The sequence below is a fragment of the Acidovorax sp. GW821-FHT11A03 genome, assembly GCF_058809075.1.
On sequence record NZ_JBXASG010000009.1, the window covers coordinates 151,917 to 174,607 of the forward strand.

The 22,691-nt window shown below is 69.3% G+C and carries 20 protein-coding genes; 7 read left to right on the plus strand and 13 right to left on the minus strand.

What is annotated here, in order from left to right; all coding sequences use genetic code 11:
- Positions 1–59 precede the first annotated feature (59 nt).
- From AC1RVY_RS22040 to AC1RVY_RS22085, 10 genes are all read right to left on the minus strand, one after another.
- Positions 60–539 (minus strand): GyrI-like domain-containing protein, encoded by a 480-nt coding sequence (locus AC1RVY_RS22040; RefSeq protein ID WP_218296620.1) that lies wholly within the window; start codon positions 537–539, stop codon positions 60–62.
- Between the two features lie 178 nt (positions 540–717).
- The gene (locus tag AC1RVY_RS22045) at positions 718–1,008 is read right to left on the minus strand and encodes a DUF2798 domain-containing protein (protein WP_218339154.1); all 291 of its coding nucleotides are present in this window, start codon (positions 1,006–1,008) and stop codon (positions 718–720) included.
- Between the two features lie 171 nt (positions 1,009–1,179).
- Positions 1,180–1,845: an alpha/beta fold hydrolase gene (locus AC1RVY_RS22050; RefSeq protein ID WP_492808165.1), complete on the minus strand. Its 666-nt coding sequence runs from the start codon at positions 1,843–1,845 to the stop codon at positions 1,180–1,182.
- 16 nt (positions 1,846–1,861) lie between these two features.
- A complete protein-coding gene (locus AC1RVY_RS22055; protein ID WP_492808167.1) occupies positions 1,862–2,773 on the minus strand; it encodes a ProQ/FINO family protein in 912 nt (303 codons plus the stop codon).
- A gap of 88 nt (positions 2,774–2,861) precedes the next feature.
- Entirely contained in the window at positions 2,862–4,112 is a 1,251-nt protein-coding gene (gene glcF, locus AC1RVY_RS22060; protein WP_369641105.1) for a glycolate oxidase subunit GlcF, read from the minus strand.
- Between the two features lie 44 nt (positions 4,113–4,156).
- Positions 4,157–4,954, minus strand: coding sequence for a YoaK family protein (locus tag AC1RVY_RS22065; RefSeq protein WP_218296616.1), 798 nt, complete (start codon positions 4,952–4,954; stop codon positions 4,157–4,159).
- Positions 4,955–4,978: 24 nt separating this feature from the next.
- The gene (glcE, locus tag AC1RVY_RS22070) at positions 4,979–6,115 is read right to left on the minus strand and encodes a glycolate oxidase subunit GlcE (RefSeq protein ID WP_492808170.1); all 1,137 of its coding nucleotides are present in this window, start codon (positions 6,113–6,115) and stop codon (positions 4,979–4,981) included.
- 276 nt (positions 6,116–6,391) lie between these two features.
- Entirely contained in the window at positions 6,392–7,930 is a 1,539-nt protein-coding gene (gene amt, locus AC1RVY_RS22075) for an ammonium transporter (RefSeq protein WP_492244748.1), read from the minus strand.
- Between the two features lie 36 nt (positions 7,931–7,966).
- The gene (gene glnK / locus AC1RVY_RS22080; RefSeq protein WP_010466918.1) at positions 7,967–8,305 is read right to left on the minus strand and encodes a P-II family nitrogen regulator; all 339 of its coding nucleotides are present in this window, start codon (positions 8,303–8,305) and stop codon (positions 7,967–7,969) included.
- A 47-nt stretch (positions 8,306–8,352) separates the two neighbouring features.
- On the minus strand, positions 8,353–9,084 hold the full coding sequence (locus tag AC1RVY_RS22085) for a TorF family putative porin (RefSeq protein WP_218296613.1): 732 nt from the start codon (positions 9,082–9,084) through the stop codon (positions 8,353–8,355).
- Positions 9,085–9,302: 218 nt separating this feature from the next.
- Between AC1RVY_RS22085 and AC1RVY_RS22090 the strand changes: the two genes are divergently transcribed.
- Together AC1RVY_RS22090 and AC1RVY_RS22095 are read left to right on the plus strand one after the other, a co-directional pair.
- Positions 9,303–10,847 (plus strand): YifB family Mg chelatase-like AAA ATPase, encoded by a 1,545-nt coding sequence (locus AC1RVY_RS22090; RefSeq protein WP_492808172.1) that lies wholly within the window; start codon positions 9,303–9,305, stop codon positions 10,845–10,847.
- A 155-nt stretch (positions 10,848–11,002) separates the two neighbouring features.
- Complete coding sequence (locus tag AC1RVY_RS22095) at positions 11,003–11,503, plus strand: MarR family winged helix-turn-helix transcriptional regulator (RefSeq protein WP_218296611.1); 501 nt, start codon at positions 11,003–11,005, stop codon at positions 11,501–11,503.
- Positions 11,504–11,532: 29 nt separating this feature from the next.
- On the opposite strand, the gene AC1RVY_RS22100 is transcribed toward AC1RVY_RS22095, so the two are convergent.
- From AC1RVY_RS22100 to AC1RVY_RS22110, 3 genes are all read right to left on the minus strand, one after another.
- Entirely contained in the window at positions 11,533–13,107 is a 1,575-nt protein-coding gene (locus tag AC1RVY_RS22100) for an acyl CoA:acetate/3-ketoacid CoA transferase (RefSeq protein WP_492808173.1), read from the minus strand.
- Between the two features lie 82 nt (positions 13,108–13,189).
- Positions 13,190–14,458, minus strand: coding sequence for a thiolase family protein (locus AC1RVY_RS22105; RefSeq protein ID WP_492808175.1), 1,269 nt, complete (start codon positions 14,456–14,458; stop codon positions 13,190–13,192).
- Between the two features lie 2 nt (positions 14,459–14,460).
- Positions 14,461–15,681 (minus strand): thiolase family protein, encoded by a 1,221-nt coding sequence (locus tag AC1RVY_RS22110; protein ID WP_218339162.1) that lies wholly within the window; start codon positions 15,679–15,681, stop codon positions 14,461–14,463.
- Between the two features lie 157 nt (positions 15,682–15,838).
- Between AC1RVY_RS22110 and AC1RVY_RS22115 the strand changes: the two genes are divergently transcribed.
- The 5 genes from AC1RVY_RS22115 to AC1RVY_RS22135 all read left to right on the plus strand — a co-directional run bounded on the left by AC1RVY_RS22115 (position 15,839) and on the right by AC1RVY_RS22135 (position 22,641).
- Entirely contained in the window at positions 15,839–16,624 is a 786-nt protein-coding gene (locus AC1RVY_RS22115) for a crotonase/enoyl-CoA hydratase family protein (RefSeq protein ID WP_492808177.1), read from the plus strand.
- A gap of 53 nt (positions 16,625–16,677) precedes the next feature.
- On the plus strand, positions 16,678–18,546 hold the full coding sequence (locus tag AC1RVY_RS22120; protein WP_492808179.1) for a feruloyl-CoA synthase: 1,869 nt from the start codon (positions 16,678–16,680) through the stop codon (positions 18,544–18,546).
- A 42-nt stretch (positions 18,547–18,588) separates the two neighbouring features.
- Complete coding sequence (locus AC1RVY_RS22125; protein ID WP_492254364.1) at positions 18,589–19,374, plus strand: SDR family NAD(P)-dependent oxidoreductase; 786 nt, start codon at positions 18,589–18,591, stop codon at positions 19,372–19,374.
- Between the two features lie 212 nt (positions 19,375–19,586).
- On the plus strand, positions 19,587–20,576 hold the full coding sequence (locus AC1RVY_RS22130) for a Bug family tripartite tricarboxylate transporter substrate binding protein (RefSeq protein WP_218296604.1): 990 nt from the start codon (positions 19,587–19,589) through the stop codon (positions 20,574–20,576).
- Positions 20,577–20,886: 310 nt separating this feature from the next.
- Complete coding sequence (locus AC1RVY_RS22135; RefSeq protein WP_492808182.1) at positions 20,887–22,641, plus strand: acyl-CoA dehydrogenase family protein; 1,755 nt, start codon at positions 20,887–20,889, stop codon at positions 22,639–22,641.
- The last annotated feature ends 50 nt before the right edge of the window (positions 22,642–22,691 follow it).

The following is a 22,691-nucleotide window of genomic DNA, read 5'->3' on the forward strand; positions in this document are numbered from 1 at the left end:
GCCAAGGCGCTGCGCGTGGCGGCTGGGCGGGATGCGCCGCCATCGGCAGGCCGGTGGCGCTACGGCTTCACGCCGACGTGGATGGCCACGCTGTCCGGGCCCTCGTAGGCCTCGAAATCGGTGCCGAAACGGCGCTGCACCTGCGGGTTCTCGGCGAAGTAGCGCCAGATGCGGACCCAGGTGTCGATCACCATCTGGGGCATGTCGCCATGGCCGGTGAAGACGAGGTAGTCGCCCGCCTGGATGTCCACGCGGGCGGCTCCGGGCACCGCCTGGGCCAGTTCCGGGTCGGCCGTGGCCACGCCGGCGGTCACGTCGAAGGCGCCGTGTTCGTTGGATTCGTAGCCGCTGTAGACGCCGAAGATGCGGCCATCGCTGTCGCGGCCAGGCAACTTGCGCTCCCAGCTCTGGCTGAAGAAGCGGTCCCACAGGCCCCCGAGGCGCGCGATGGCGGGGTTCATCTCGTCGCTGTTGCGCGTGCGGACGGCAATGCCGGCCACGCTGAAGGCGGGAATCTGGACGGTGGTGGGTGTGGTCATGGGCTGGTCCTCTCTTGTCTGTGAAGGGGATCGAGGGATCGATCGGTGGTGTGCAGCTGCAAGGACCGATGGTGCGGGCCCACTGCTGACAGCCTGATGTCAGTAGCGTGCGCAACGCGCTGGGGGCCGGGCGGCAGGCTGCTGACACACCGTGTCAGCAGCCTGCCCCGGGGGGGCCTCAGCCCTGCGGCTCCACGATGGCGGCCGTCACCCGGCGCACCACGGGCAGCACCAGCAGCAGCGTGGGGAAGGCGACGAGCCAGGACAGTGCCCAGGAGCTCATCCACAGGCGGGGAAGATCCAGCGAGAAGCCCACCACGCGCACGGTGCTGATCAGGGACACGATGAAGGTCATGAGCAGCGACAGCAGCAGGGGCATGACCCAGGCCGCGGACCGTGCGGGCAGCTTGCGCAGGCCCCAGGAGGTCCTGGGGGAAGGCGGTGGGGTGGGCGACGAAGAGTGGTTCATTGCAGTTCCAGAAAGCAGCCGGTCAGACAAGGTGCCGCCCCCGCCCGCCCACGCGGCGCGGGCCGCGCCGGGACAGGAAAGGGGCCACCACCCCGGCAAGGCCGGCGTTGGTTGGCACGTTGATTGACGTAAACGCTTACGGCAACCCATGAACCGGGCCGCAGCGGGATTCTAGGCGTTCTGCGAAGCGCCCTGTCCGGCATCCCCTGAGGCGCCGCCCCGCAGATGGCGGTGGATGTGCCCGGCCACTGCCCCAGCGTGCGTGCGGGCCAGGTCGTGGGCACCGCCTGGCAGCACGTGCATGCGCGCGCCGGGCAGCAGGCCGCACAGGCGCCGCCCCACGGCCACGGGGCTGATGGGGTCCCTGTCGCCCCACAGCAAAAGGGCGGGCGCGCGCACCGACGCCAGCCGGGCCGACAGGTCCCACCGCGCCTGGGCCATCCACGGCGGAAACGCGGGGTTGGCGCGCAGGAAATCGGGCCGCCAGTCGTGGGGATGCAGGTCGTCCATGGGCACGCCGCCCGACGTGGCCACGAGCACCAGGTGGGTCAGGTGGTCGGGCCGCTCGAGGGCGGCGAGCAGGGCCACCACGCCGCCCAGGGACTGCGCGACCAGCGCGCAGGGCCGGTCCATGTGCGGCGTGACCGCATCGACCAGATCCTGCATGCCACCGGCCGCGTCCGGCGCCAGCCCCGCGCCGGCTCCGGCATCGCGCCAGGGCCAGCCCAGCAGCACGCGCGCGGCGGGCAGCGGCATGGCCGACGAGACCGGTTGCCAGAACGCGGGGTCACCCCCCACGCCGGGCAGGAAGATCAGCCTGGAAGGTGCCGCCGGCACGGGCGAGCCTCTCGCGTCAGGCGTCTTGCGGGGCCGGTGCGATGGCGGCCACGGCCGCGGCCGCCGCGGCCTGCACCCGCGCGGCGGCGAGGCGGCGAGCGCGCTCGAGCTGCTGGCCCACGGTGCGGGGCACCAGGCCGTACATGTCGGCAAAGGCCTCCAGTGTCTGGCCGCTGGCCTCGAACGCGCGCAGCAGGGCCTCGTCCTTGGCGTTGCGCGCCGACCATTCGGCAAAGGCCTCTTCGAGGATGGCGTTGGCGGCTTCGTCGCGGCCCTGCACCAGCTCGGTGTAGGCCTCGCGCGTGAGCCCCGAGGCCTCGAACGCGGCCATCATGCGGTTGCGCAGCTTGGGCAGCAGGTCCTCGGTGGCACGGGCCTTCTTGCGGCGGTAGACCTCCAGCAGCGCATGGTGCACGTGCTCGGGGGCCATGTCCTCCACGGGCTGGCCCGAGAGGTCATGGCGCCGGTCGCCCGCCGCCACGCTTTGCAGGTAGCGCGTGGAGCGGGTGTGGATGCCCAGCGCCACCTTGAGCGCCTCGCGCTCGAACACCTCGGGGTGCGCGGCCAGCAGGTCCTGGAAGATGCCGCGCTTGAGCGGGCGGAACACCGCGCCGAACAGGTGCGGGTAGAGTCCCGCCAGCTGCTCCAGCGCGGGGTGCACACGCTGCGGCGCGCGCGCGCCCGCAGGTGCGGGGGCAGAGGCCTCGGCGCCGCCCTCTGGCGCCGGGCGCCCTTCGGGCTTGCGGCGGTTGCGGCCGCCACGGCGTGATCCGCCCGCGCGCTGCTGGGGTGCCCCGGCAGGGTCGGCGGCGGCGGACGCCCCGGGAGCGGCGGCAGCCGCCTCGGCCGGTGCGGCCGAAACAGGCGCCGCCAGCGGTGTGGCAGGGGCTGCGTTCGGTTGTTCTTGTGCGGGCACGGAGTCGGTCATGGCGGTGCGAATGGGTGAGGGAGAGGGCAACAAAACCCTCAATCATGCCAGCGTTGGAGAAAAGCCCGCCAGCGGCGGCATCCCCTTGTCAGGCCAGGGCTTCGTCCAGCACCTCGATCCAGTGGCGCACCGGCGTGCCGGTGCCGCTTTGCAAATGGGTGATGCAGCCGATGTTGGCCGACAGGATCACGTCCGGGGGCTGGTCGCCGAACGCCTCGCCGAGCACGCCGAGCTTGCGGTCGCGCAGCTGGTACGCCAGGTCCGGGTTGAGCACCGAATACGTGCCCGCCGAGCCGCAGCACAGGTGGGCCTCGTTGCGCGCCGCGCGCAGCCGGAACCCCAGGCGCGCAAGCTGCGTTTCCACCCCGCCGCGCAGCTTCTGGCCGTGCTGCAGCGTGCACGGCGGATGGTAGGCGTACAGCACGTCGGCGGCGGGCTGGGCGCGGCCCGCCAGCTTGTCGGCCAGCTCGGGCAGCAGGGCCGGCAGCAGCTCCGACAGGTCGCGCGTGAGCGCGCTGATGCGTTCGGCCCTGGCGGCGTACTGCGCGTCGTCCTTGAGGATGTGGCCGTATTCCTTGACGGTGACGCCGCAGCCCGAGGCGTTCATGACGATGGCTTCCACCCCGCCCTGCTCCACCAGCGGCCACCAGGCGTCGATGTTGGCGCGCATCTCGGCCTTGCCGCCGTCCTGGTCGTTGAGGTGGAACTTGACGGCACCGCAGCAGCCCGCCTTGGGCGCGACCACGGTCTGGATGCCCACGGCGTCGAGCACGCGGGCGGTGGCGGTGTTGATGTTGGGCATCATGGCCGGCTGCACGCAGCCGGCCAGCAAAAGCACCTTGCGCGCATGTTCGCGCACGGGCCAGGCGCCGGCATTTTGGGGCGCGGGCACCTTGGCCTTGAGGGATGCGGGCAGCAGGCCGCGCACCAGTTGCCCGGCCTTCATGGCGGGGGCGAACAGGGGCGAAGGCAGGCCCTCCTTCAGCGCCCAGCGCAAGGCCTTCTCGCCCACCGGGCGGGCGACTTTCTCATCGACGATCCTGCGGCCGATATCGACCAGATGACCATATTGCACGCCGCTCGGGCAGGTGCTTTCGCAGTTGCGGCAGGTCAGGCACCGGTCCAGGTGCATCTGGGTCTTGCGCGTGGGCTCGGCGCCCTCGAGCACCTGCTTGATGAGGTAGATGCGGCCGCGCGGGCCGTCGAGCTCGTCGCCCAGCAGCTGGTAGGTGGGGCAGGTGGCGGTGCAGAAGCCGCAGTGCACGCATTTGCGCAGGATGGCCTCGGCCTCCAGGCCATCGGCGCGGGCGCGGTATTCAGGGGCGAGTTGGGTTTGCATGGAGCATGCCTGGACAGGGGAAGGTAAAACAGGGCCGGAAACGCTCAGAGCGCGGGCGGCGGAGTGAGCGGCGGCTCCAGCGGCAGCGCCTTGCGCAAGGGGTGGCGCAGGCGCGCGCGGTCGGCCCACAAGGGGGGCAGCGACAGCCCCAGCAGCACCAGCGCCAGCGGCACCACGAACACGAAGCCCACGTGCTTGAAGCCCGCGGCCCCGGCAACGCCTCCCACGAGGAACATCGCCACGAGCCCCGCGAACAGCCGCAGCCGGGCCTGGTTGGCGCGCACCTGGGATTCCGGCGCGGTGCCGGTGCGGTTCCAGTAGAGCATCTTGCCCAGCTCGATGCCCAGGTCGGTCACCACGCCGGTCATGTGCGTGGTGCGGATCTGGGACGAGGACATCTTGGTCACCGTGGCGTTCTGCAGGCCCATGATGAACGACAGCAGCAGCACCGTGGTGGGCACGGCGAACGGCGTGCGCCAGTTGAGCGTGATGGCGCCCACCAGGCCGAACACCAGCATGAGCACCGCCACCACCAGCAGCGGCAGCGCATAGCTGCTGTGCAGCTTGCGCTGGCGCGCCCAGTTGACCATGACGGCCGTGGTGGCCGCGCCGCTGACGAAGGCCAGCAACGCCCCCACCGCGCCCAGCACCAGGGCCATGTTGCCCAGCACGAGGTTGTCGGCCAGCATCGAGACAAAGCCGGTCATGTGCGAGGTGTACAGGTGCACCACCAGGAACCCCCCGGCATTGACCGCGCCCGCATTGAAGGCCAGCAGCAGGCCCAGCACGCGGTTGCTCGCCACCGTGCGGTGGTGTCCGGTGAGATGGCGCAGGCGTCGCATGGGTGCCGCAGGCTGGCGCGTGGCTTACCAGGCGCGGGCCATGCGCCCGGGGTTGAAGATGCCCGCGGGGTCGAAGCTGTGCTTGAGGCGCGCGTGGATCTGCTCCAGCGCACTGGATTTCAAGCCAAACTGGCCGCTACCGCTTGATGCACCTGCGCTGGAAGCTATGAAAACAGAAGCACTTCCGCCCACCGCGCGTGCGGCCTCGCGCAGGGCATCGCCCGCCGCTTCCGGCGCCTGCACCCAGCGCAGGGCGCCGTGCCATTCGATGAGCGGCTGGGCCGCCGCAGGCAGTTGGAGCGCGGGGGCCGTGGGCGGCAGGGACAGGCGCCACAGCGCGTGGCCGGGGCGCTGGGCGCGGTCGCTGAACCAGGGCAGGGTCTGTTCGCGGCAGGCGGCCCAATCGGCAGCCACGGCGGCGCTGTCGTCCATGCGCACGCCACCCATGGTCTTGCACGCGGCCTCGACGGCGGCCACGGCCCCGCGCAGGCGCACGTAGAGGGTGCCCGTGCCCGTGTCCTGCACCCAGCAGCTCGCGTTGAGCGGCAGGGGCTGGCCGCCCCAGGCGTGCAGCTTGCGCAAGGCATCGGCCTGGTTGCATTCGAAGCGCAGCGTGGCCTCGGCCGGGGCCACCGGCAGCACCTTGAGGCTGACCTCGGTGAGCAGGCCCAGCGTGCCCCAGGCGCCGGCCATGAGGCGCGACACGTCATAGCCCGCCACATTCTTCATCACCTGCCCGCCAAAGCTCAGCAGCTCGGCCCGGCCGTTGAGCAGCGTGACCCCCAGCACATAGTCGCGCACCGCGCCCACGCTGGCGCGGGCCGGCCCCGACAGGCCGGCCGCCACCATGCCGCCCACGGTGGCGGCATCCGGCGGGGTCTTGGCGAAGTGCGGGGGCTCGAAGGGCAGGCACTGGCCCTGTTCGGCCAGCGTGGCCTCCAGCTCGGCCAGCGGGGTGCCCGCGCGCACGGTGACGACCAGTTCGCTGGGCTCGTAGCTCACGATGCCGCGCAGCACGCGGGTGTCGAGCACCTCGCCATGCAGCGCCAGGCCATGGAAGTCCTTGGTGCCCCCGCCCCGGATGCGCAAGGGGGTCTGGTCGGCGGCGGCGGTGCGCACACGGTCGGCGATCTGGGCAAGGGCGAGGTCCATGCCTTGCATCGTAGCTCCAGCGATGTCCGGCGCCACGCGGAGAGCGCGTGAATTTTTTGAACAGCGCGCGTGCAAATGGCTCGGGACCGCCGGGAGGGATGTCTGCGGACGTGTGCTCTGGGCGTGCGTGCCAGAACAGAATGCAGACAAGCAAGTCCCCCGCCCGGTACGAAAAAAACCCGCCGTTGCCGGCGGGTTCAACAACCAAAGGAGCGACTCGCTTGTTCTTGTTGCGACGCCACGGTGCCACCAGACACCGCGGCGCGTCGGGCGCACCAGCCTGCTTCAGCGGTTGTACGCTGTTTCGCCGTGCGAGGTGATGTCCAGGCCTTCGCGTTCGTCTTCTTCCGAGACACGCAGGCCCACCGTCAGGTCGACGATCTTGTAGGCCACGAAGGAGACCACGCCCGACCACACGATGGTCAGCAGCACGGCCTTGGTCTGGGTCCACACCTGGGCGGCGATGGAGTAGTCGGCGGAGGTCACCATGGTGGCGGTCACCCAGTCGGCCACGTAGCCGGGGCCACCCAGGCCAGGCGCATTGAACACGCCGGTCAGCAGGGCACCCACGATGCCGCCGATGCCGTGCACGCCGAACACGTCGAGCGAGTCGTCCGCGCCCAGCAGCTTCTTGAGGCCGTTCACACCCCACAGGCAGGCGAAGCCGCCCACGAGGCCGATCACCAGCGCACCGCCGATGCCGACGTTGCCGGCAGCGGGCGTGATGGCCACGAGGCCGGCCACGGCACCCGACGCCGCACCCAGCATCGAAGCCTTGCCGCGCATCAGCGCTTCACCGATGGACCATGCCAGCACGGCGGCGGCGGTGGCCACCAGCGTGTTGATGAAGGCCAGGGCGGCAAAGCCGTTGGCTTCCAGGGCGGAGCCGGCGTTGAAGCCGAACCAGCCCACCCACAGCAGCGAGGCACCGACCATGGTCAGCGTCAGGCTGTGGGGCGCCATGGCTTCCTTGCCGTAGCCGATGCGCTTGCCCACCATGAACGCGCCCACCAGGCCCGCCACGGCGGCGTTGATGTGCACCACGGTACCGCCGGCGAAGTCCAGCGCGCCCCACTGCCAGATCTGGCCGGCCTTGCCGGTCATGGCGTCGGCCACTTCCTTGGAGGCGTATGCGTCAGGGCCCATCCAGAACCACACCATGTGGGCGATCGGCAGGTAGCTGAAGGTGAACCACAGCACCATGAACATCATGACGGCGCTGAACTTGATGCGCTCTGCGAACGCACCGACGATCAGGGCGCAGGTGATGCCGGCGAACGTGGCCTGGAAGGCGGCGAACACCACTTCCGGAATCACGACACCCTTGCTGAAGGTGGCGGCGTTGGCGAACGTGCCGGCGGCGTTGTCCCAGATGCCCTTCATGAACAGCCGGTCGAAGCCGCCGATGAAGGCGCCGCCCTCGGTGAAGGCCAGGCTGTAGCCGTAGATGAACCACAGCACCACGATCAGCGAGAACGTGACCATCACCTGCATCAGCACGGACAGCATGTTCTTGCTGCGCACCAGGCCGCCGTAGAACAGCGCCAGGCCGGGCAGGACCATCAGGATCACGAGGATGGTGGAGGTCATCATCCAGGCGGTGTCGCCCTTGTTGGGGACCGGAGCGGGGGCTTCGGCGGCGGCGGCCGGTGCAGCGGCCGCCGCGGGAGCAGGGGCAGCCGCAGGGGCTTCAGCGGCGGGAGCGGCCGCCGCAGCGGGCGCGGCGGCGGCCGGCTCGGAGGCGGCGGGCGCCTGGGCCAGGGACAGGTTGCCCATGGTCAGCAGGCCCAGCCCCAGAATGAAGGAAGCAAGCAGTTTTTTCATGGCGTTTCTCTTCTTGGGTGTGATGCGGCCGGGCCCTTACAGGGCTTCCTTGCCGGTTTCGCCAGTGCGGATGCGCACCACCTGCTCCAGGTGGGTCACGAAGATCTTGCCGTCGCCGATCTTGCCGGTGCGCGCGGCGCTTTCGATGGACTCGATCACGCGGTCCACCAGGTCATCCGCCACGGCGGCCTCGATCTTGACCTTGGGCAGGAAGTCGACCACGTACTCCGCGCCGCGGTACAGCTCGGTGTGGCCCTTCTGGCGGCCGAAGCCCTTGACCTCGGTCACCGTGATGCCTTGCACGCCGATGTCCGAGAGTGCTTCACGCACCTCGTCGAGCTTGAAGGGCTTGATGATGGCTGTCACCATTTTCATTTTGGTTCCTCCGACGATGGGCGCACCCGGCGCCCATCGAGACTTGCTTACAGGGTTTTGGTGAGCGTGACGATCACGCGCGACTTGTTGACGTGGCCGAAGAAGGCCTTCTTGTTGGCGCCCACCACGGCGGCGCCCAGCGACAGGCCGCTGCCGAAGTCATACGCGCCGCCCACGCTGTAGTCCATGTAGTTGGGCACGCCCAGGTCCTTGATGTCGCTGGCGAAGCGGGTGAAGCCCACCGAGGCCTTCAGGGTGACGCTGGGAGCCACTTCCTGGGCGAACGCCAGGTTCAGGTAGCCGGTGTTGCGGCCCTTCAGGCCCGAGCCGGACTTGGCGCCGGCCCAGCCGAAGTAGTCCTTGGAGATGGTGTGCGAATACTTGGCGGTGAAGGGGCCCATGGTGGCCGCGCCATACAGCTCGGTGGTGTTGCCGTTGGCATTGCCGGGGTAGATGTAGGTCAGCGCGCCCAGATCCAGGTCGGCGCCGCCGGCCTTGAACTTGTAGCCGCCGTACAGGTCGGCTTCGAGCGAGTTGTTGGCCAGCCAGTCCACGCTGGAATTCCAGTTGCCCACGTACCAGCCAGACTCGCCGAAGGCATAGTCAAAACCGCCTTGCAGCGCGGGCTTGAGGGCCTTGGCCTTGGAGGCGTCCTGGTCCTGGCCACGGAACTTGTAGTTGGTGGTCAGGCTGACGTTGCCGGTGAGCTGGGCGCTGGCCAGCAGGGGAAGGGATGCTGCAAGGGCAACGCCCAGGGTCTTGATGATGGCGCGGGTCATGTTTCCTCCGGTTGGACAAAGTAGGGACGAGCGCTTTAAGCACGGACCGTGCCACGCGGCGCAATACATCCGCGCGCGCCGTTGCTTCGCGTTACAACGATCCCCGGTACAGTGAGCATCAGCACCGTGCCACGGCCATACGCACGCTATTGGTGCATGGCGCCAAGGGCCCGCGCGGGAACGCCATAAAACGCACCCATCTGGGGAGGAATCGCTTCATGAGTCTTGCTTTGGTGCAAAGCCGCGCCCTTCTGGGGCTGCAGGCGCCGTCCGTCACTGTCGAAGTGCACCTGGCCAACGGCCTGCCCAGCTTCACCCTGGTGGGCCTTGCCGAAGTGGAAGTGAAGGAAGCGCGCGAGCGCGTGCGGTCGGCACTGCAGAACGCGGGGCTGGAGTTCCCCCACAACAAGCGGATCACCGTCAACCTCGCCCCCGCCGACCTGCCCAAGGATTCCGGCCGGTTCGACCTGCCGATCGCGCTGGGCATCCTGGCGGCCAGCGGGCAGCTGGACGGCGCCCGCCTGCCGGGGCACGAATTCGCGGGCGAGCTGTCGCTGTCGGGCGAACTGCGGCCGGTGCGCGGCGCGCTGGCCACGAGCCTCGCGCTGCAGACGCAGCAGATCAGCGCCGTGCTGGTGCTGCCGCCCGGCAGCGCCGAAGAGGCCGCCCTCGTGCCCGCCGCGCAGGTGGTGCGCGCCCGGCACCTGCTGGACGTGGTGCGCGCCTTCCTGCCACCGGGCAGCGCCGCGGCGGGCGATGCCTCCGTGGACAACGATGGCTGGACCCGCCTGCAAGCCACGCCGATGGCGGCCGCAGCGGCCTCCCTGGACATGGCCGACGTGAAAGGCCAGGCCACGGCCAAGCGCGCGCTGGAGATCGCGGCCGCCGGAGCCCACAGTGTCCTGATGGCCGGCCCGCCGGGCTCGGGCAAGTCCATGCTGGCCCTGCGCTTTGCCGGGCTGCTGCCGGCCATGACGGTGGGCGAGGCGCTGGAGAGCGCAGCGATCGCCAGCCTGGCCGGGCGGTTCCGCCCCGAACTGTGGGGGCAGCGGCCCACGGGCACGCCCCACCATACGGCCAGCGCGGTGGCCCTTGTCGGAGGTGGATCGCCGCCCCGGCCGGGCGAAATCTCGCTGGCCCACCACGGCGTCCTCTTCCTCGACGAGCTGCCGGAATTTCCCCGCGCCGCCCTCGAGGCGCTGCGCGAGCCGCTGGAGACGGGCCACATCACCATCTCGCGGGCCGCGCAGCGCGCGGACTTCCCCGCGCGCTTTCAGATGATCGCGGCGATGAACCCCTGCCCGTGCGGCTTTCTCGGGTCCACGCAACGCGCGTGCCGCTGCACGCCCGACCAGGTCAACCGCTACCAGGGCAAGCTCAGCGGCCCGCTGCTGGACCGCATCGACCTGCATGTGGAGGTGCCCGCCCTCCCCGCCGAGCAACTGGTGCAGGCCCCCGCGGGCGAGCCCACCGCCGCCATCCGCGGGCGGGTGGAACATGCCCGCGCCCTGGCGCTGGCGCGGCAGGGCAAGGCCAACCAGGCGTTGCAGGGCCAGGAGATCGACACGCACCTGCGGCTGGACGATGCGGCCGCCAGATTCCTGAACACCGCCGCCGCGCGGCTGGGATGGTCGGCCCGCAGCACGCACCGTGCGCTGAAGGTGGCGCGCACCATCGCCGACCTGGCGGGCTCGCCCACCACCGAGGTCATCCATGTGGCCGAGGCCGTGCAATACCGCCGCGTGCTGCGCAGCCCCGCTTGAGGCGGGTGGAGCCGCGTTTTTCGATTTCGCGATATAGCTATATTTTTAATAGCAAAAGATGTATATAAAATAAGCGGCAGCGGCGAAAGGGAGTCAGAAAGTGGTCTTGCCCGATGCGTCGCCAAACCCGACCTTGCTCCGGCACCCATCGCCCCATGTCCAGCGCCCGCCCCTTCAAAAACCCACCGCCCCCCGCCACCGCGCTCTCCACGCCGGAGGCCGTGGACACCAGCTTCCTGCGCACGCTGGTGGGCTACAACGCGCGCCGTGCGTCGCTGGCGGTCATCGAGGTGTTCATGGAGCGCATGGCGGTGTACCGCCTGAAGGTGGTGGAGTTTTCCGTGCTGTCGCTGGTGGCCCACAACCCGGGCATCACCTCGCGCCAGCTGTGCGCCACGCTCAATGTGCTGCCGCCCAACCTGGTGGGGCTGATCGCCGCGCTGGAGCGGCGCGGGCTGATCGAGCGCCGCCCGCACCCCAGCGACGGGCGCGCCATGGGCGTGCACCTCACGCCCGCGGGGGTGGAGCTGACCGCGCAGGCCGAGGAGACCGCCGCCCAGCTGGAAGTGGACGCCACGGCGGGCCTGACCGCCGCCGAGCGCAAGACGCTGATCCGGTTGCTGCAGAAGGTCTATTCGCCGGACCCCGCCTCCTGAGAGCCCGCGCAGGGTTGCTCCGTTCCGTATCAGGCAGCGGACCTGGCCTTGGCGGCCATTGCCTGCGCCAGCCCGCCCCACTGGGCACGGAACAGGCCCGGGTCCATCATCTTCACATCGCGCATCAGGGGCTTGAACCCCATGTGCGCCAGCACGTCGCGTTCCAGGTCGATGCCGGGCGCGATCTCGGTCAGCTCCAGGCCCTCGGTGGTCAGGTGGAACACGGCGCGCTCGGTGACGAACAGCACGTTCTGCTCGCGCTGCGCGGCGTCCAGCCCGTTGAAGGTGATCTGCTCGACCTTCTCGATGAACTTGCGCGAGCGGCCTTCCTTGACGATGGTGAGCTGGCCGTCGGCCACCTGCACCTCCAGCCCGCCCGCCGTGAAGGTGCCGCAGAACACCAGGTGCTTGGTGGACCGCGTGATGTTCACGAAGCCGCCGCAGCCCACGGGCCGGCCGTTGAACTTGCTCACGTTCACGTTGCCGTGGTTGTCGGCCTGCGCCAGGCCCAGGAAGCTCGCGTCCAGCCCACCGCCGTCGTAGAAGTCGAACTGCAGCGACTGCTCGATGATCGCGTCGGCGTTGTAGGCGGTGCCGAAGTCACCCAGCTGCGCCGGGATGCCGCCGGTGATGCCGCTTTCCACGCTCAGCGTGAACTGGTCGGACACGCCCTCTTCCGCCGCCACCGACGGCACGCCGGCCGGGATGCCGATACCCAGGTTGGTGATGGCGCCGGGCGTGAGCTCCAGCGCCGTGCGGCGCGCGATCACCTTGCGCTCGTCCAGCGGCATGGGCGCCAGCGAGTTGAGCGGCACGCGCACATCGCCGCACAGCGCGGGGTTGAACTGCGTGGTGATGGTCTGCATGTGGTTCTCGGGCTGGCTGACCACCACGTAGTCCACCGACACGCCCGGCACCTTGACCGACTTGGGATGCAGGCTGCCCGCCTTGACGATGCGCTCCACCTGCGCGATCACGATGCCGCCGCAGGCCTTGGCCGCGTGGGCGATGTTGATCTGCTCGAGCAGCACGCCTTCCTTGTCCAGCGTGATGTTGCCGTTCTCATCCGCCAGCGTGCCGCGGATGATGGCCACATCAACCTTGGGCGCGGGGTAGAACAGCCATTCCTCGCCGTTGAACTCGACGAGCTTGACCAGGTCTTCGGTGGACTTGCTGTTGAGCTTGCCGCCTTCGATGCGGGGGTCCACGAACGTGCCCAGGCCCACCTTGGTCAGCAGCCCGGGGCTGCGGCTGGCGATGTGGCGCGTGAGGTGCGACAGGCTGCCCTGCGGGAAGTTGTACGCCTCCACCTCGCCGTCGAAGACCATCTTCATCATCTCGGCGCCGGTCTGGCCGAAGTGGCCCGCCACGGTGCGCTTGATCATGCCCGGGTGGGCAAAGTGCACCATGCCCGCGTCCTTGCTGTTGCCGATGGCGCCGCAGGCCCAGGTGGTCACGTTCTTCGGGTGTCCGGTGTCGAGGAAATTCTTTTCCACGCCCTTGAGCACTTCCTCGGGCAGGCTGGAGACGGCCAGGCCGCCCAGGAAGATGGTGGCGTTGTCGGGGATCAGGGCCCCGGCCTGGGCTGCGGTGATGATTTTCATGGTGACCTTCAATTGAACACTATTACTTCGATAGCTGCTCGCGCTTATCCCATAAGCGCTTGAGCCCTGTTTCTCTTAAATTTCAAGCATCCGGGTTCTCGATGAGCAAGGCAATGCCCTGCCCGCCGCCCACGCAGGCACTCGAGATGCCGTAGCGCAGGCCGCGCCGGCGCAGCTCGCGCGCCAGGGTCACCGTCAGGCGCACGCCCGTGGCGGCCAAGGGGTGGCCCAGCGCAATCGCGCCGCCGTTCACGTTGAGCTTGTCGCGGTCCAGGCCCAGTTCGCGCTCCACGGCGATGGTCTGCGCGCCCTGTGCTTCATTGATTTCAAACAGGCCGATGTCCTCCAGCGTGAGCCCGGTGCGCGCCAGCAGCGCGCGGATGGCGGGGGCCGGGCCGATGCCCATGTACTCGGGCGCCACGCCCACCGCTGCCGCACCGCGCAGGCGCGCCAGGGGTTTCAGGCCGCGCCGCTGCACATAGGCATCGCTGGCCACCACGGCGCCCACGGCCGCGTCCACCAGGGCCGAGCTGTTGCCCGCCGTCTGCACGCCACCGGGGTACACCGTGCGCAGCCCCGCCAGGGCCTCAATGGGGGAGGGGCGCGGGTGCGTGTCGCGATCGAGCTGCGCCACCTTGCGCGGCAGCGTGATGCCGCGCGTGGCGTAGCCTGCCAGCTCGAACTTCTCGCTCGTCACCGGCACGATCTCGCCGGCCAGAAAGCCGTCGGCCTGGGCTTGCAGCGCCCGCTCGAACGAGCGCGCCGCGTACGCGTCCACGTCTTCGCGGGTGATGCCGTATTTTTTGGCCAGGTTCTCGGCGGTCTCGATCATCGTGACGGGGCCGGCGGTGTCAATCAGCGCCTCCATCAGGAAGTCCTTGAACTCCACCGGCGCACCGAGCTTGAAGCCCGTGCGGTGCGTGTACGCGGCGATCGGGTTGCGCGTCATGGATTCGGTGCCCACCACCAGCGCCACGTCGGCATAGCCCAGCGCGATCTGGTCCGCGGCCTGGCGGAACAGCTCGAAGCCCGTGCCGCAGATGCGCTGCACCAGGATGGCCGGCACGCTCTGCGGCACGCCCGCATACAAGCCGATGTGGCGCGGCAGCACGAAGGCGTCGAAGTCGGCCTGCGCCATCGAGCCGGTGATGACCGAGTTCACGTCGGCAGCGGGCACGCCGCTTTTGTCCAGCACGGCGCGGGCGACCTTGATGCCCATGTCGGTGGGCGACACATGGCCGAGCGGGCCGCAGTAGTCGACCATGGGCGTGCGCACGCCGTCGACCAGCCAGGCGTTCAGCGGGGCGGAAAAGGAATGTTCAGTGCTGGTTGTCGTCGCAGTGGTCGTCATGGTCAGGCCTTGGGGGTGGTGCTGGTTCTGCTGTCGGTCACGCGCAGCACGGTGGCGTAGCCGGTGTCGCCCGCGGCGCAGCCGGTGAACAGGCCCACGCCGCCGCCGCGCAGCACCAGCTCTTCGATGAGTTCGATGATGGCGCGCAGGCCGGTAGGCGCCTGCGGGTGGCCCCAGATGATGGAGCTGCCGTAGTTGTTCATGCGCTCCCACGCAAAGCCGGTGTCGCGCGCCAGCGCGATGTCGTTCACCGCAAACGGGTTGTGCGTCTTGATCGCGTGCACGTCGGCGATGGACAGGCCTGCGTGCTTCAAGGCGTTGAACGCCGCCGGCGACGGCGCCATGGGCATGAAGCCGGCCTCCACGCGCGCCATGCCGAAGCCCAGGATCTCGACCTCGATGCCGGGGTCGGTGGCCAAGGCGCGGGCGCGGTCGCGCGTGGTGACGATGGCGCCCGCATTGCCGTCGGCCGGGTGCGTCTGGCCGCCGAAGGTCACGGTGCCGCCTTCTTTGACCGGCTTGAGCCTGGCCAGGCCTTCGGCGGTGGTGGGGAAGATGCCTTCGTCGGCGCTGAGCGTGCCGGTCTGCTTGCGGAATTTCGAGTCGGTGACCGGCACATCGGCCATGTAGCGCTTCTGGAAGGCGCGGTCGTCGGCCAGCGCCGCCTGGTACTGCGTGTAGCGGTGCAGCTTGAGCGCGTGCTGCTCTTCGGTGGTGATGCCGTAGCGCGCCGCCACGTTTTCGCCCGTCTGCAGCATGGGGTTCTTGGCGTAGGGGTCGTGGCCCATGTTGTCGGGCACCCAGTGCTCGGTGATGCCATAGCCGCCGGTGCCGCTCGAATCGGGGTAGTACACCACCGGCCCGTTGGACTGGCGGTCAGCCATCACCAGCAGCGCACTGGTGGCCGTGCCGCAGGCCACCTCTTGCGCGGCCATCTGCAGCGCGCGCACACTGGTGGCGCAGGCCTGCTGCACCGTGGGGCCCGCCACGCGGTCGATGCCCATGAGGCCGGTGACCCAGGGCAGGCCGTAGAAGCTGCCCTTCTGCGGGTTGGTGATGCCGAGGATCGCCAGGTCCACCGCCGCCAGGTCGTACCCGCGCGCGGCCAGCGCCTGCTTGCCCACCGTGGCCGCCAGCGGCAGCGCGTTGAGGTTGGCCAGCGAGCCCTGCCACTTGGCGAACGGGGACGACCAGTAAATGCCGTAGGGGATGAAGGCGTTCATGACGGTTCCTTGGTATGAATCGGTGCCATTTTAGTTATTTATCATAATCATATGAGCACCCAGAAAAGCTAGGGAAAGCACCTAGCAAAGACCGCCTCCATGGCCTTGTTTTAGTTATTTTTGATAACCATAATTTCTCCAACTCACCTCGATGACCATGACCAAGCACTCCGACATCTCCCTCGAAATCCGCGGCGAACGCGAGGACATCGCGGTCATCCGCCTCGCCCGCCCCGCCAAGCGCAATGCCCTGAACGACGGCCTGATCCTGGCGCTGCGGGACGTGATGGACAACCTGCCCGCCACCGTGGGCGCGGCCGTGATCGATGGCGAAGGCGAGCACTTCTGCTCGGGCCTGGACCTGTCCGAATTGAAGGAGCGCGATGCGGGCCAGGGCCTGCACCACTCGCGCATGTGGCATGCGGCGCTGGACCGCGTGCAGTTCGGCCCCGTGCCCGTGGTGGCCGCGCTGCACGGCGCGGTGGTGGGCGGGGGCCTGGAGCTGGCCAGCGCCTGCCACATCCGCGTGGCCGATGAATCGACCTTCTACGCGCTGCCCGAAGGCTCGCGCGGCATCTTCGTGGGCGGCGGCGGTGCGGTGCGCATTCCGCGCCTGATCGGCACGGCGCGCATGACCGACATGATGATGACCGGCCGCGTCTACAACGCGGCGGACGGCGAGCGCGTGGGCTTTGCGCAGTACCTCGTGCCCACCGGCACGGCGTTCGACAAGGCCTTCGAGCTGGCCCAGCGCATTGCGCAGAACGCGCCGCTGACCAACTACGCGCTGATGCACGCGCTGCCGCGCATCGCCGAGCAGCCTTCGGACCAGGGCCTGATGACCGAAGCCATGATGGCCGCCATCGCCCAGAGCGCCCCCGAGGCCAAGGCGCGCGTGCGCGCCTTCCTGGACGGCAAGGCTGCCAAGGTCAAGAAGGACTGACCGACCGACACGCTCCCCACGGCGCCACCCCAGCCCCACCGAGACGCTTTTCCATGACGGCAACCAACCCCTCTCCCCGCTACCGGCCGCTGCGCTTCGGCGTGACCGAAGTCAGCACCCGCCGGGCCGACGACGGCGTGGTCTATGTGCGGGCCACGCAGGACCTGGAGGCCTACCCGCTGCGCCTGACCGACCGGCTCGCGCACTGGGCCGAGACCGTGCCCGACCGCACCTGGATGGCCCAGCGCGTGAAGAACGCCGACGGCAGCCTGGGCGACTGGCGCCACATCACCTACGGCCAGGCCTGGCAGGCCGCGCGCAGCATTGCCCAGGCCCTGCTCGACATGCACCTGAGCGCCGAGCGCCCCGTGGCCATCCTGAGCGAGAACGATCTGGACCACGCGCTGCTGTCGCTGGGGTGCCTGGTGGCCGGCGTGCCGCAGTGCACGGTGTCCACCGCGTACTCCACCATCAGCCAGGACTTCGACAAGCTGCGCCACGTGCTGGACACCCTGACCCCCGGCCTGGTGTTCGCGAGCGACGCCACGCGCTTCGCGCGCGCCATCGAGGCCACCGTGGCCGACGACGTGAAGGTGGTGCTGGGCACCGGCAGCATCCCGGGCCGCAGCACCGTGGCCTTCCGCGATCTGCTGGCCACCTCTGCCACGCCGGCTGTGGATGCGGCGCATGGCGCCATCACGGCCGACAGCATCGCCAAGTTCATGTTCACCTCGGGCTCCACCAAGCTGCCCAAGGCCGTGATCGTGACGCACGGCATGTGGGCCGCCAACCTGCAGCAGATGAACCAATCGATGCCGGTGCTGGCCGAAGAGCCCCTGGTGCTGGTGGACTGGCTGCCGTGGAACCACACCTTCGGCGGCAACCACAACTTCGGCATCGTCATCTACAACGGCGGCACGCTCTACCTGGACGAGGGCAAGCCCACGCCCAAGGGCATGGCCGAGACCATCCGCAACCTGCGCGAGATCGCGCCCACGGTGTACTTCAACGTGCCCACGGGCTTCGAGGTGATCGCGCAGACCATGAAGACCGACGCGCAGCTGCGCAAGAACCTGCTCAGCCGCGTGAAGATGTTCTTCTTTGCCGCTGCTGCGCTCTCGCAGCCCATCTGGGACTCTCTGTTCGAGAGCGCCGAGCGCGAGGTCGGCGAGCGCATCGTGATGAACACGGGCCTGGGCATGACCGAAGGCTGCCCCTTCTGCGTGGCGGTGAACAGCCCCGACGTGCAGGCCGGCGACATCGGCGTGCCCACGCCGGGGCTCGAACTCAAGCTCGTGCCGGTGGACGGCAAGGTCGAGGTGCGCTACCGCGGCCCCAACATCACGCCCGGCTACTGGCGCAATGCCGAAGCCACGCGCGACGCCTTCGATGAAGAGGGCTTCTACTGCTCGGGCGACGCCGTGAAGTGGATCGACGAGAACGACCCGAACAAGGGCCTGAAGTTCGACGGCCGCATTGCCGAGGACTTCAAGCTTTCCACCGGCACCTTCGTGAGCGTGGGCCCCATGCGCGCGAAGATCATCGCGGCCTGCGCGCCCTACGTGCAAGACGCGGTCATCACCGGCATCAACCTCAAGGAGATCGGCGCGCTGCTGGTGCCCACGGCCACCATCCGCACGCTCAGCGGCCTGCCCGAGAGCGCGAGCCTGCACGAGGTGCTGCACAGCGCCCCAGTGCAGCAGCACTTCCAGCAGGTGCTGGACAAGCTTGCGGCCGAGTCCACCGGCAGCGCCACCCGCGTGGCCCGTGCGCACCTGATGGCCGAGCCGCCCTCGCTGGACAAGGGCGAGATCACCGACAAGGGCTCCATCAACCAGCGCGCCGTGCTGCAACACCGCGCGGATGTGGTGGACGCATTGCACGGCGGCACGCTGCCCGGCACGCTGGTGCCGCGCCGCTGAACGCCAAAGACACACCCACCATTTTTCTCAAGGACACACAGCATGGACATCCAAGGACAAGCCGCCATCGTGACCGGCGGCGCATCGGGCCTCGGTGAAGCCACCGCCCGCGAACTCGCCCGCCTGGGCGCCAAGGTCGCCGTGCTCGACCGCAACGCCGAGCTGGCCGAGAAGGTCGCGGCCGACATTGGCAAGGAATTTGGCAACGGCTGCGCCGTGGCCTGCGCCTGCGACATCACCGACCCCGCCAGCGTCACCGCCGCGCTGGAGAAGGCGGCTGCGGCCCACGGCCCCGCGCGCATCCTGATGAACGTGGCCGGCATCGGCAGCGCCAAGCGCATCGTGCAGCGCGACGGCAGCGCCGCGCCGCTGGAGGACTTCACGCGCGTGGTCACCATCAACCTGATCGGCAGCTACAACGTGAGCCGCCTGTTCGCCGCCGCTTGCGCCAAGCTGGAGCCCCTGCCCAATGGCGAGCGCGGCGTGATGATGTTCACCGCCTCGGCCGCCGCGTTCGACGGCCAGGTGGGCCAGCAGGCCTACAGCGCCTCCAAGGGCGGCCTGGTGGGCATGACGCTGCCCATGGCGCGCGACCTGGCGCAGCACGGCATCCGCGTGTGCACCGTGGCGCCCGGCCTGTTCGCCACGCCGCTGATGAAGGAGTTGCCCGAGGCCGTGCAGCAGTCGCTGGCCGCGAGCATCCCCTTCCCGCCGCGCCTGGGCAAGCCCGAGGAGTTTGCCGAGCTGGCCTGCCACATCGTCACCAACGGGCACCTGAACGGCGAGGTGATCCGCCTCGATGGTGCCCTGCGCATGGCGCCACGGTAATGCACCCCCTGAGTCGCTTCGCGCCGTCCCCCTCTCCTGCGGGAGGGGGACGCCACCGGTGGCCTGGCAAAGCCAGTTCCACGGTGGCGCTGGCTTGGGCAGCGCCAGTTTCTTGCGCCCCGGGAGGCACCGCACCGCTGATAACGAGAGGGTGTGCGAACACCCCAGTTGATTTTTGAGATGTCCGTCAGATACACACCAGGAGACAAACCATGACCACCACACGCCGTCAATTCGTTCAGGCCCTTGGCGCCAGCGCCGCATTGGGCGCCCTGCACCCCTTCGCCGCCCATGCGCAGGTGGACCAGGTCAAGGTGTATTTCGGCTTTCCGGCCGGCAGCTCGGGCGACACCGTGGCGCGGCGCGTGGCCGAAAAATGGGGTGGCTCGGCCTTCAGCAAGAACGCCGGCGTGGTGGAAAACAAGCCCGGCGCGGGCGGGCGCATTGCGCTGGAGACCCTGAAGTCGGCCCCGGCCGATGGCTCGGTGCTGGCGGTGGCGCAGGTGTCGGCCCTGGCCAACTACCCCCACATCTACAGCAAGATGAACTACACCGACAAGGACTTCGCGCCCGTGTCGATCGCGGCCATCATGCACCACGGCCTGGCCGTGGGCCCCATGGTGCCCGCCAGCGTCAAGACGGTGAAGGACTTCCTGGCCTGGGCCAAGGCCAACCCCAAGGACGCGAGCTACGGCTCGCCCGGCGCGGGCTCCACGCCCCACTTCCTGGGCGCGCTCTTGGGCATCAACAGCGGCGTGGACCTGCGCCACGTGCCCTACCGCGGCTCCATCCCCGGCGTGACGGACGTCGTGGGCGGCCAGGTGGCGGCCATGGTCACGCCACACGGCGACTTCATCGCCAACTACAAGGCGGGCAAGCTGCGCATCCTGGCCACCTCGGGCCCCAAGCGCTCGCAGTACGTTCCTGATGTGCCCACGTTTGCCGAGCAGGGCTTCCCCGAGCTGACGACCGAGGAATGGTTTGGTTTCTACGCCCCCGCCGCCACGCCCAAGCCGGTGATCGCCGCCGCCAACGCCGCCATCAACGCAGCCCTGAAGGAAAAGTCGGTCATCGACAGCCTGGCCATCGTGGGCCTGATGCCCCACGGCTCCACGCCCGAGGAGCAGGCGCGCTGGCAGAAGGCCGAGTACGACACCTGGGGTCCGCTGATCAAGAAGATTGGCTTCACCGCGGATTCCTGAGCTCCCCCTGAGCGGCTTCGCCGCTTCCCCCTGAGGGGGACGCCACCCGTGGCCTGGCAAAGCCAGCTCCACGGTGGCGCTGGCCGGGGCCGCGCCGGCATCACGGGCAGTGCGCAACGCGGCGGGAGGGCGCGCAGCCATTCCCCACCCGTTCAGGCTGAGCCTGTCGAAGCCTGGGCATGCCACCCGCGCAGCCCGTTCGACCGGATCAGGGTGAACGGGCTGCCGCTGGCTGACCAGGATTCCAAGCAAAAACAGCCGCTACCGCGCGTCCATCAAGCGCCAATAGCTATCAGAACAAGAGCAAACCATGCAAGCACGCCAGGCCCTTGCCGACATCCAGCATCTGCTGACCCATGTGCTGCAGGCGCCCAGCCGCTGGCAGGCGCTGCCCCCGTTTGCGGACACCGATGGCGAGCTGGCCGCGCAGGTGCTCGACGAAGCCGCCAAGTTTGTGGACAGCGCCATCGCCCCGCTGCAGCGCGGCGGCGACGAAGAAGGCTGCCGCTTCGACGCAGGCCAGGTGCGCACGCCCGCAGGCTTCCGCGACGCCTACCAGGCCTTCTGGCAGGCGGGCTGGCCGTCGCTGTCATGCGCGCCCGAGGACGGCGGCCAGGGCCTGCCTGCGGTGCTCGAATGTGTGCTGTTCGAATGGCTGGCCGGCGCCAACCACGGCTGGACCATGGCCCCCGGCCTGCTGCACGGCGCGTACGAATGCATCAAACACCACGCCAGCGACGAACTCAAGGCGCAATACCTGGAGAAAGTCGCCACCGGCGAATGGCTGGCCACCATGTGCCTGACCGAAGCCCACGCGGGCAGCGACCTGGGCCTGGTGCGCACACGTGGGGTGCCGCAGCCCGATGGCAGCGCGCGGGTGAACGGCAGCAAGATCTTTATCTCCGGCGGCGAGCACGACCTGACTGACAACATCGTGCACCTGGTGCTGGCGCGCCTGCCCGATGCGCCTGCGGGGCCCAAGGGCCTGTCGCTGTTCCTGGTGCCCAAGATTCTTCAAGATGGAAGCTGCAATGCCGTGGTGTGCGAGCGCATCGAAGAAAAGATGGGCCTGCACGGCAGCCCCACCTGCGTGATGCGCTTTGACGACGCCACCGGCTGGCTGGTGGGCGAGCCGAACAAGGGCCTCAACGCCATGTTCGTGATGATGAACGCGGCGCGCCTGCACGTGGGCCTGCAGGGCATCGGCCTCCTGGAAGCCGCATGGCAAAAGGCCAGCGCCTACGCCGCCGAGCGCCGCCAGATGCGCGCCCCCGGCGCCAAGGACACCAGCCTCATTCAAGACCACTCCGCCATCCGCCGCATCCTGCACACGCAGCGCGCCTGGATCGACGGCGGCCGCGTGCTGGCCTACCACACGGCCCTGCAGCTCGACGTGGCCAAGCACAGCACCGACGCTGCCGCGCGCGCCGCCGCCCAGCGCTGGTGCGCGCTGGTCACGCCCGTGCTCAAGGCCGCGCTCACCGACCAGGGCTTTCACGGGGCCAGCGCCTGCCTGCAGGTGTTTGGCGGCCACGGCTATGTGCGTGAATGGGGCATCGAGCAGATCGTGCGCGACGCGCGCGTGGCCATGATCTACGAGGGCACCAACGAGATCCAGGCCATCGACCTGCTGGTGCGCAAGGTGCTGGCCGATCGCGGCCAGGGCCTGGGCGCCCTGCTGGGCAGTCTGCCCGGCGCGGCCCCCAGCACTGCCGCCAGCGCGCGCCGCCATGCGCTGGTCGAGATCACGCAGACCCTGGCGGCCGCCGCCCAGTCCGACCCCGAGCTGCCCTACTGGGTGGCCGACGACTACCTGCGCGCCGTGGCGCTGGTGCTGCTGGAATGGGCCTGGGGCCAGATCGGCGCCGCCAGCCCCCGCGAACGCGGGAGCGAACCCACCAGCGCCACGGACCGCTGGACCGCCCCCGCCCAGGCCTTTGCCCTGTGGGTGCTGCCCGAATTCGACCTGCGCACCGGCATCCTGCGCCAGCGCATCGCGCACGCCTTGGAATTCAGGCCCCAGGAGGCCACAGGCGCTGGATCCATATGCGCCAGCAGCTCCTGATTCAGTAGCAATCCGCCTTCCGCCGATCTCCCGCCCACAGCGTGTTGAGG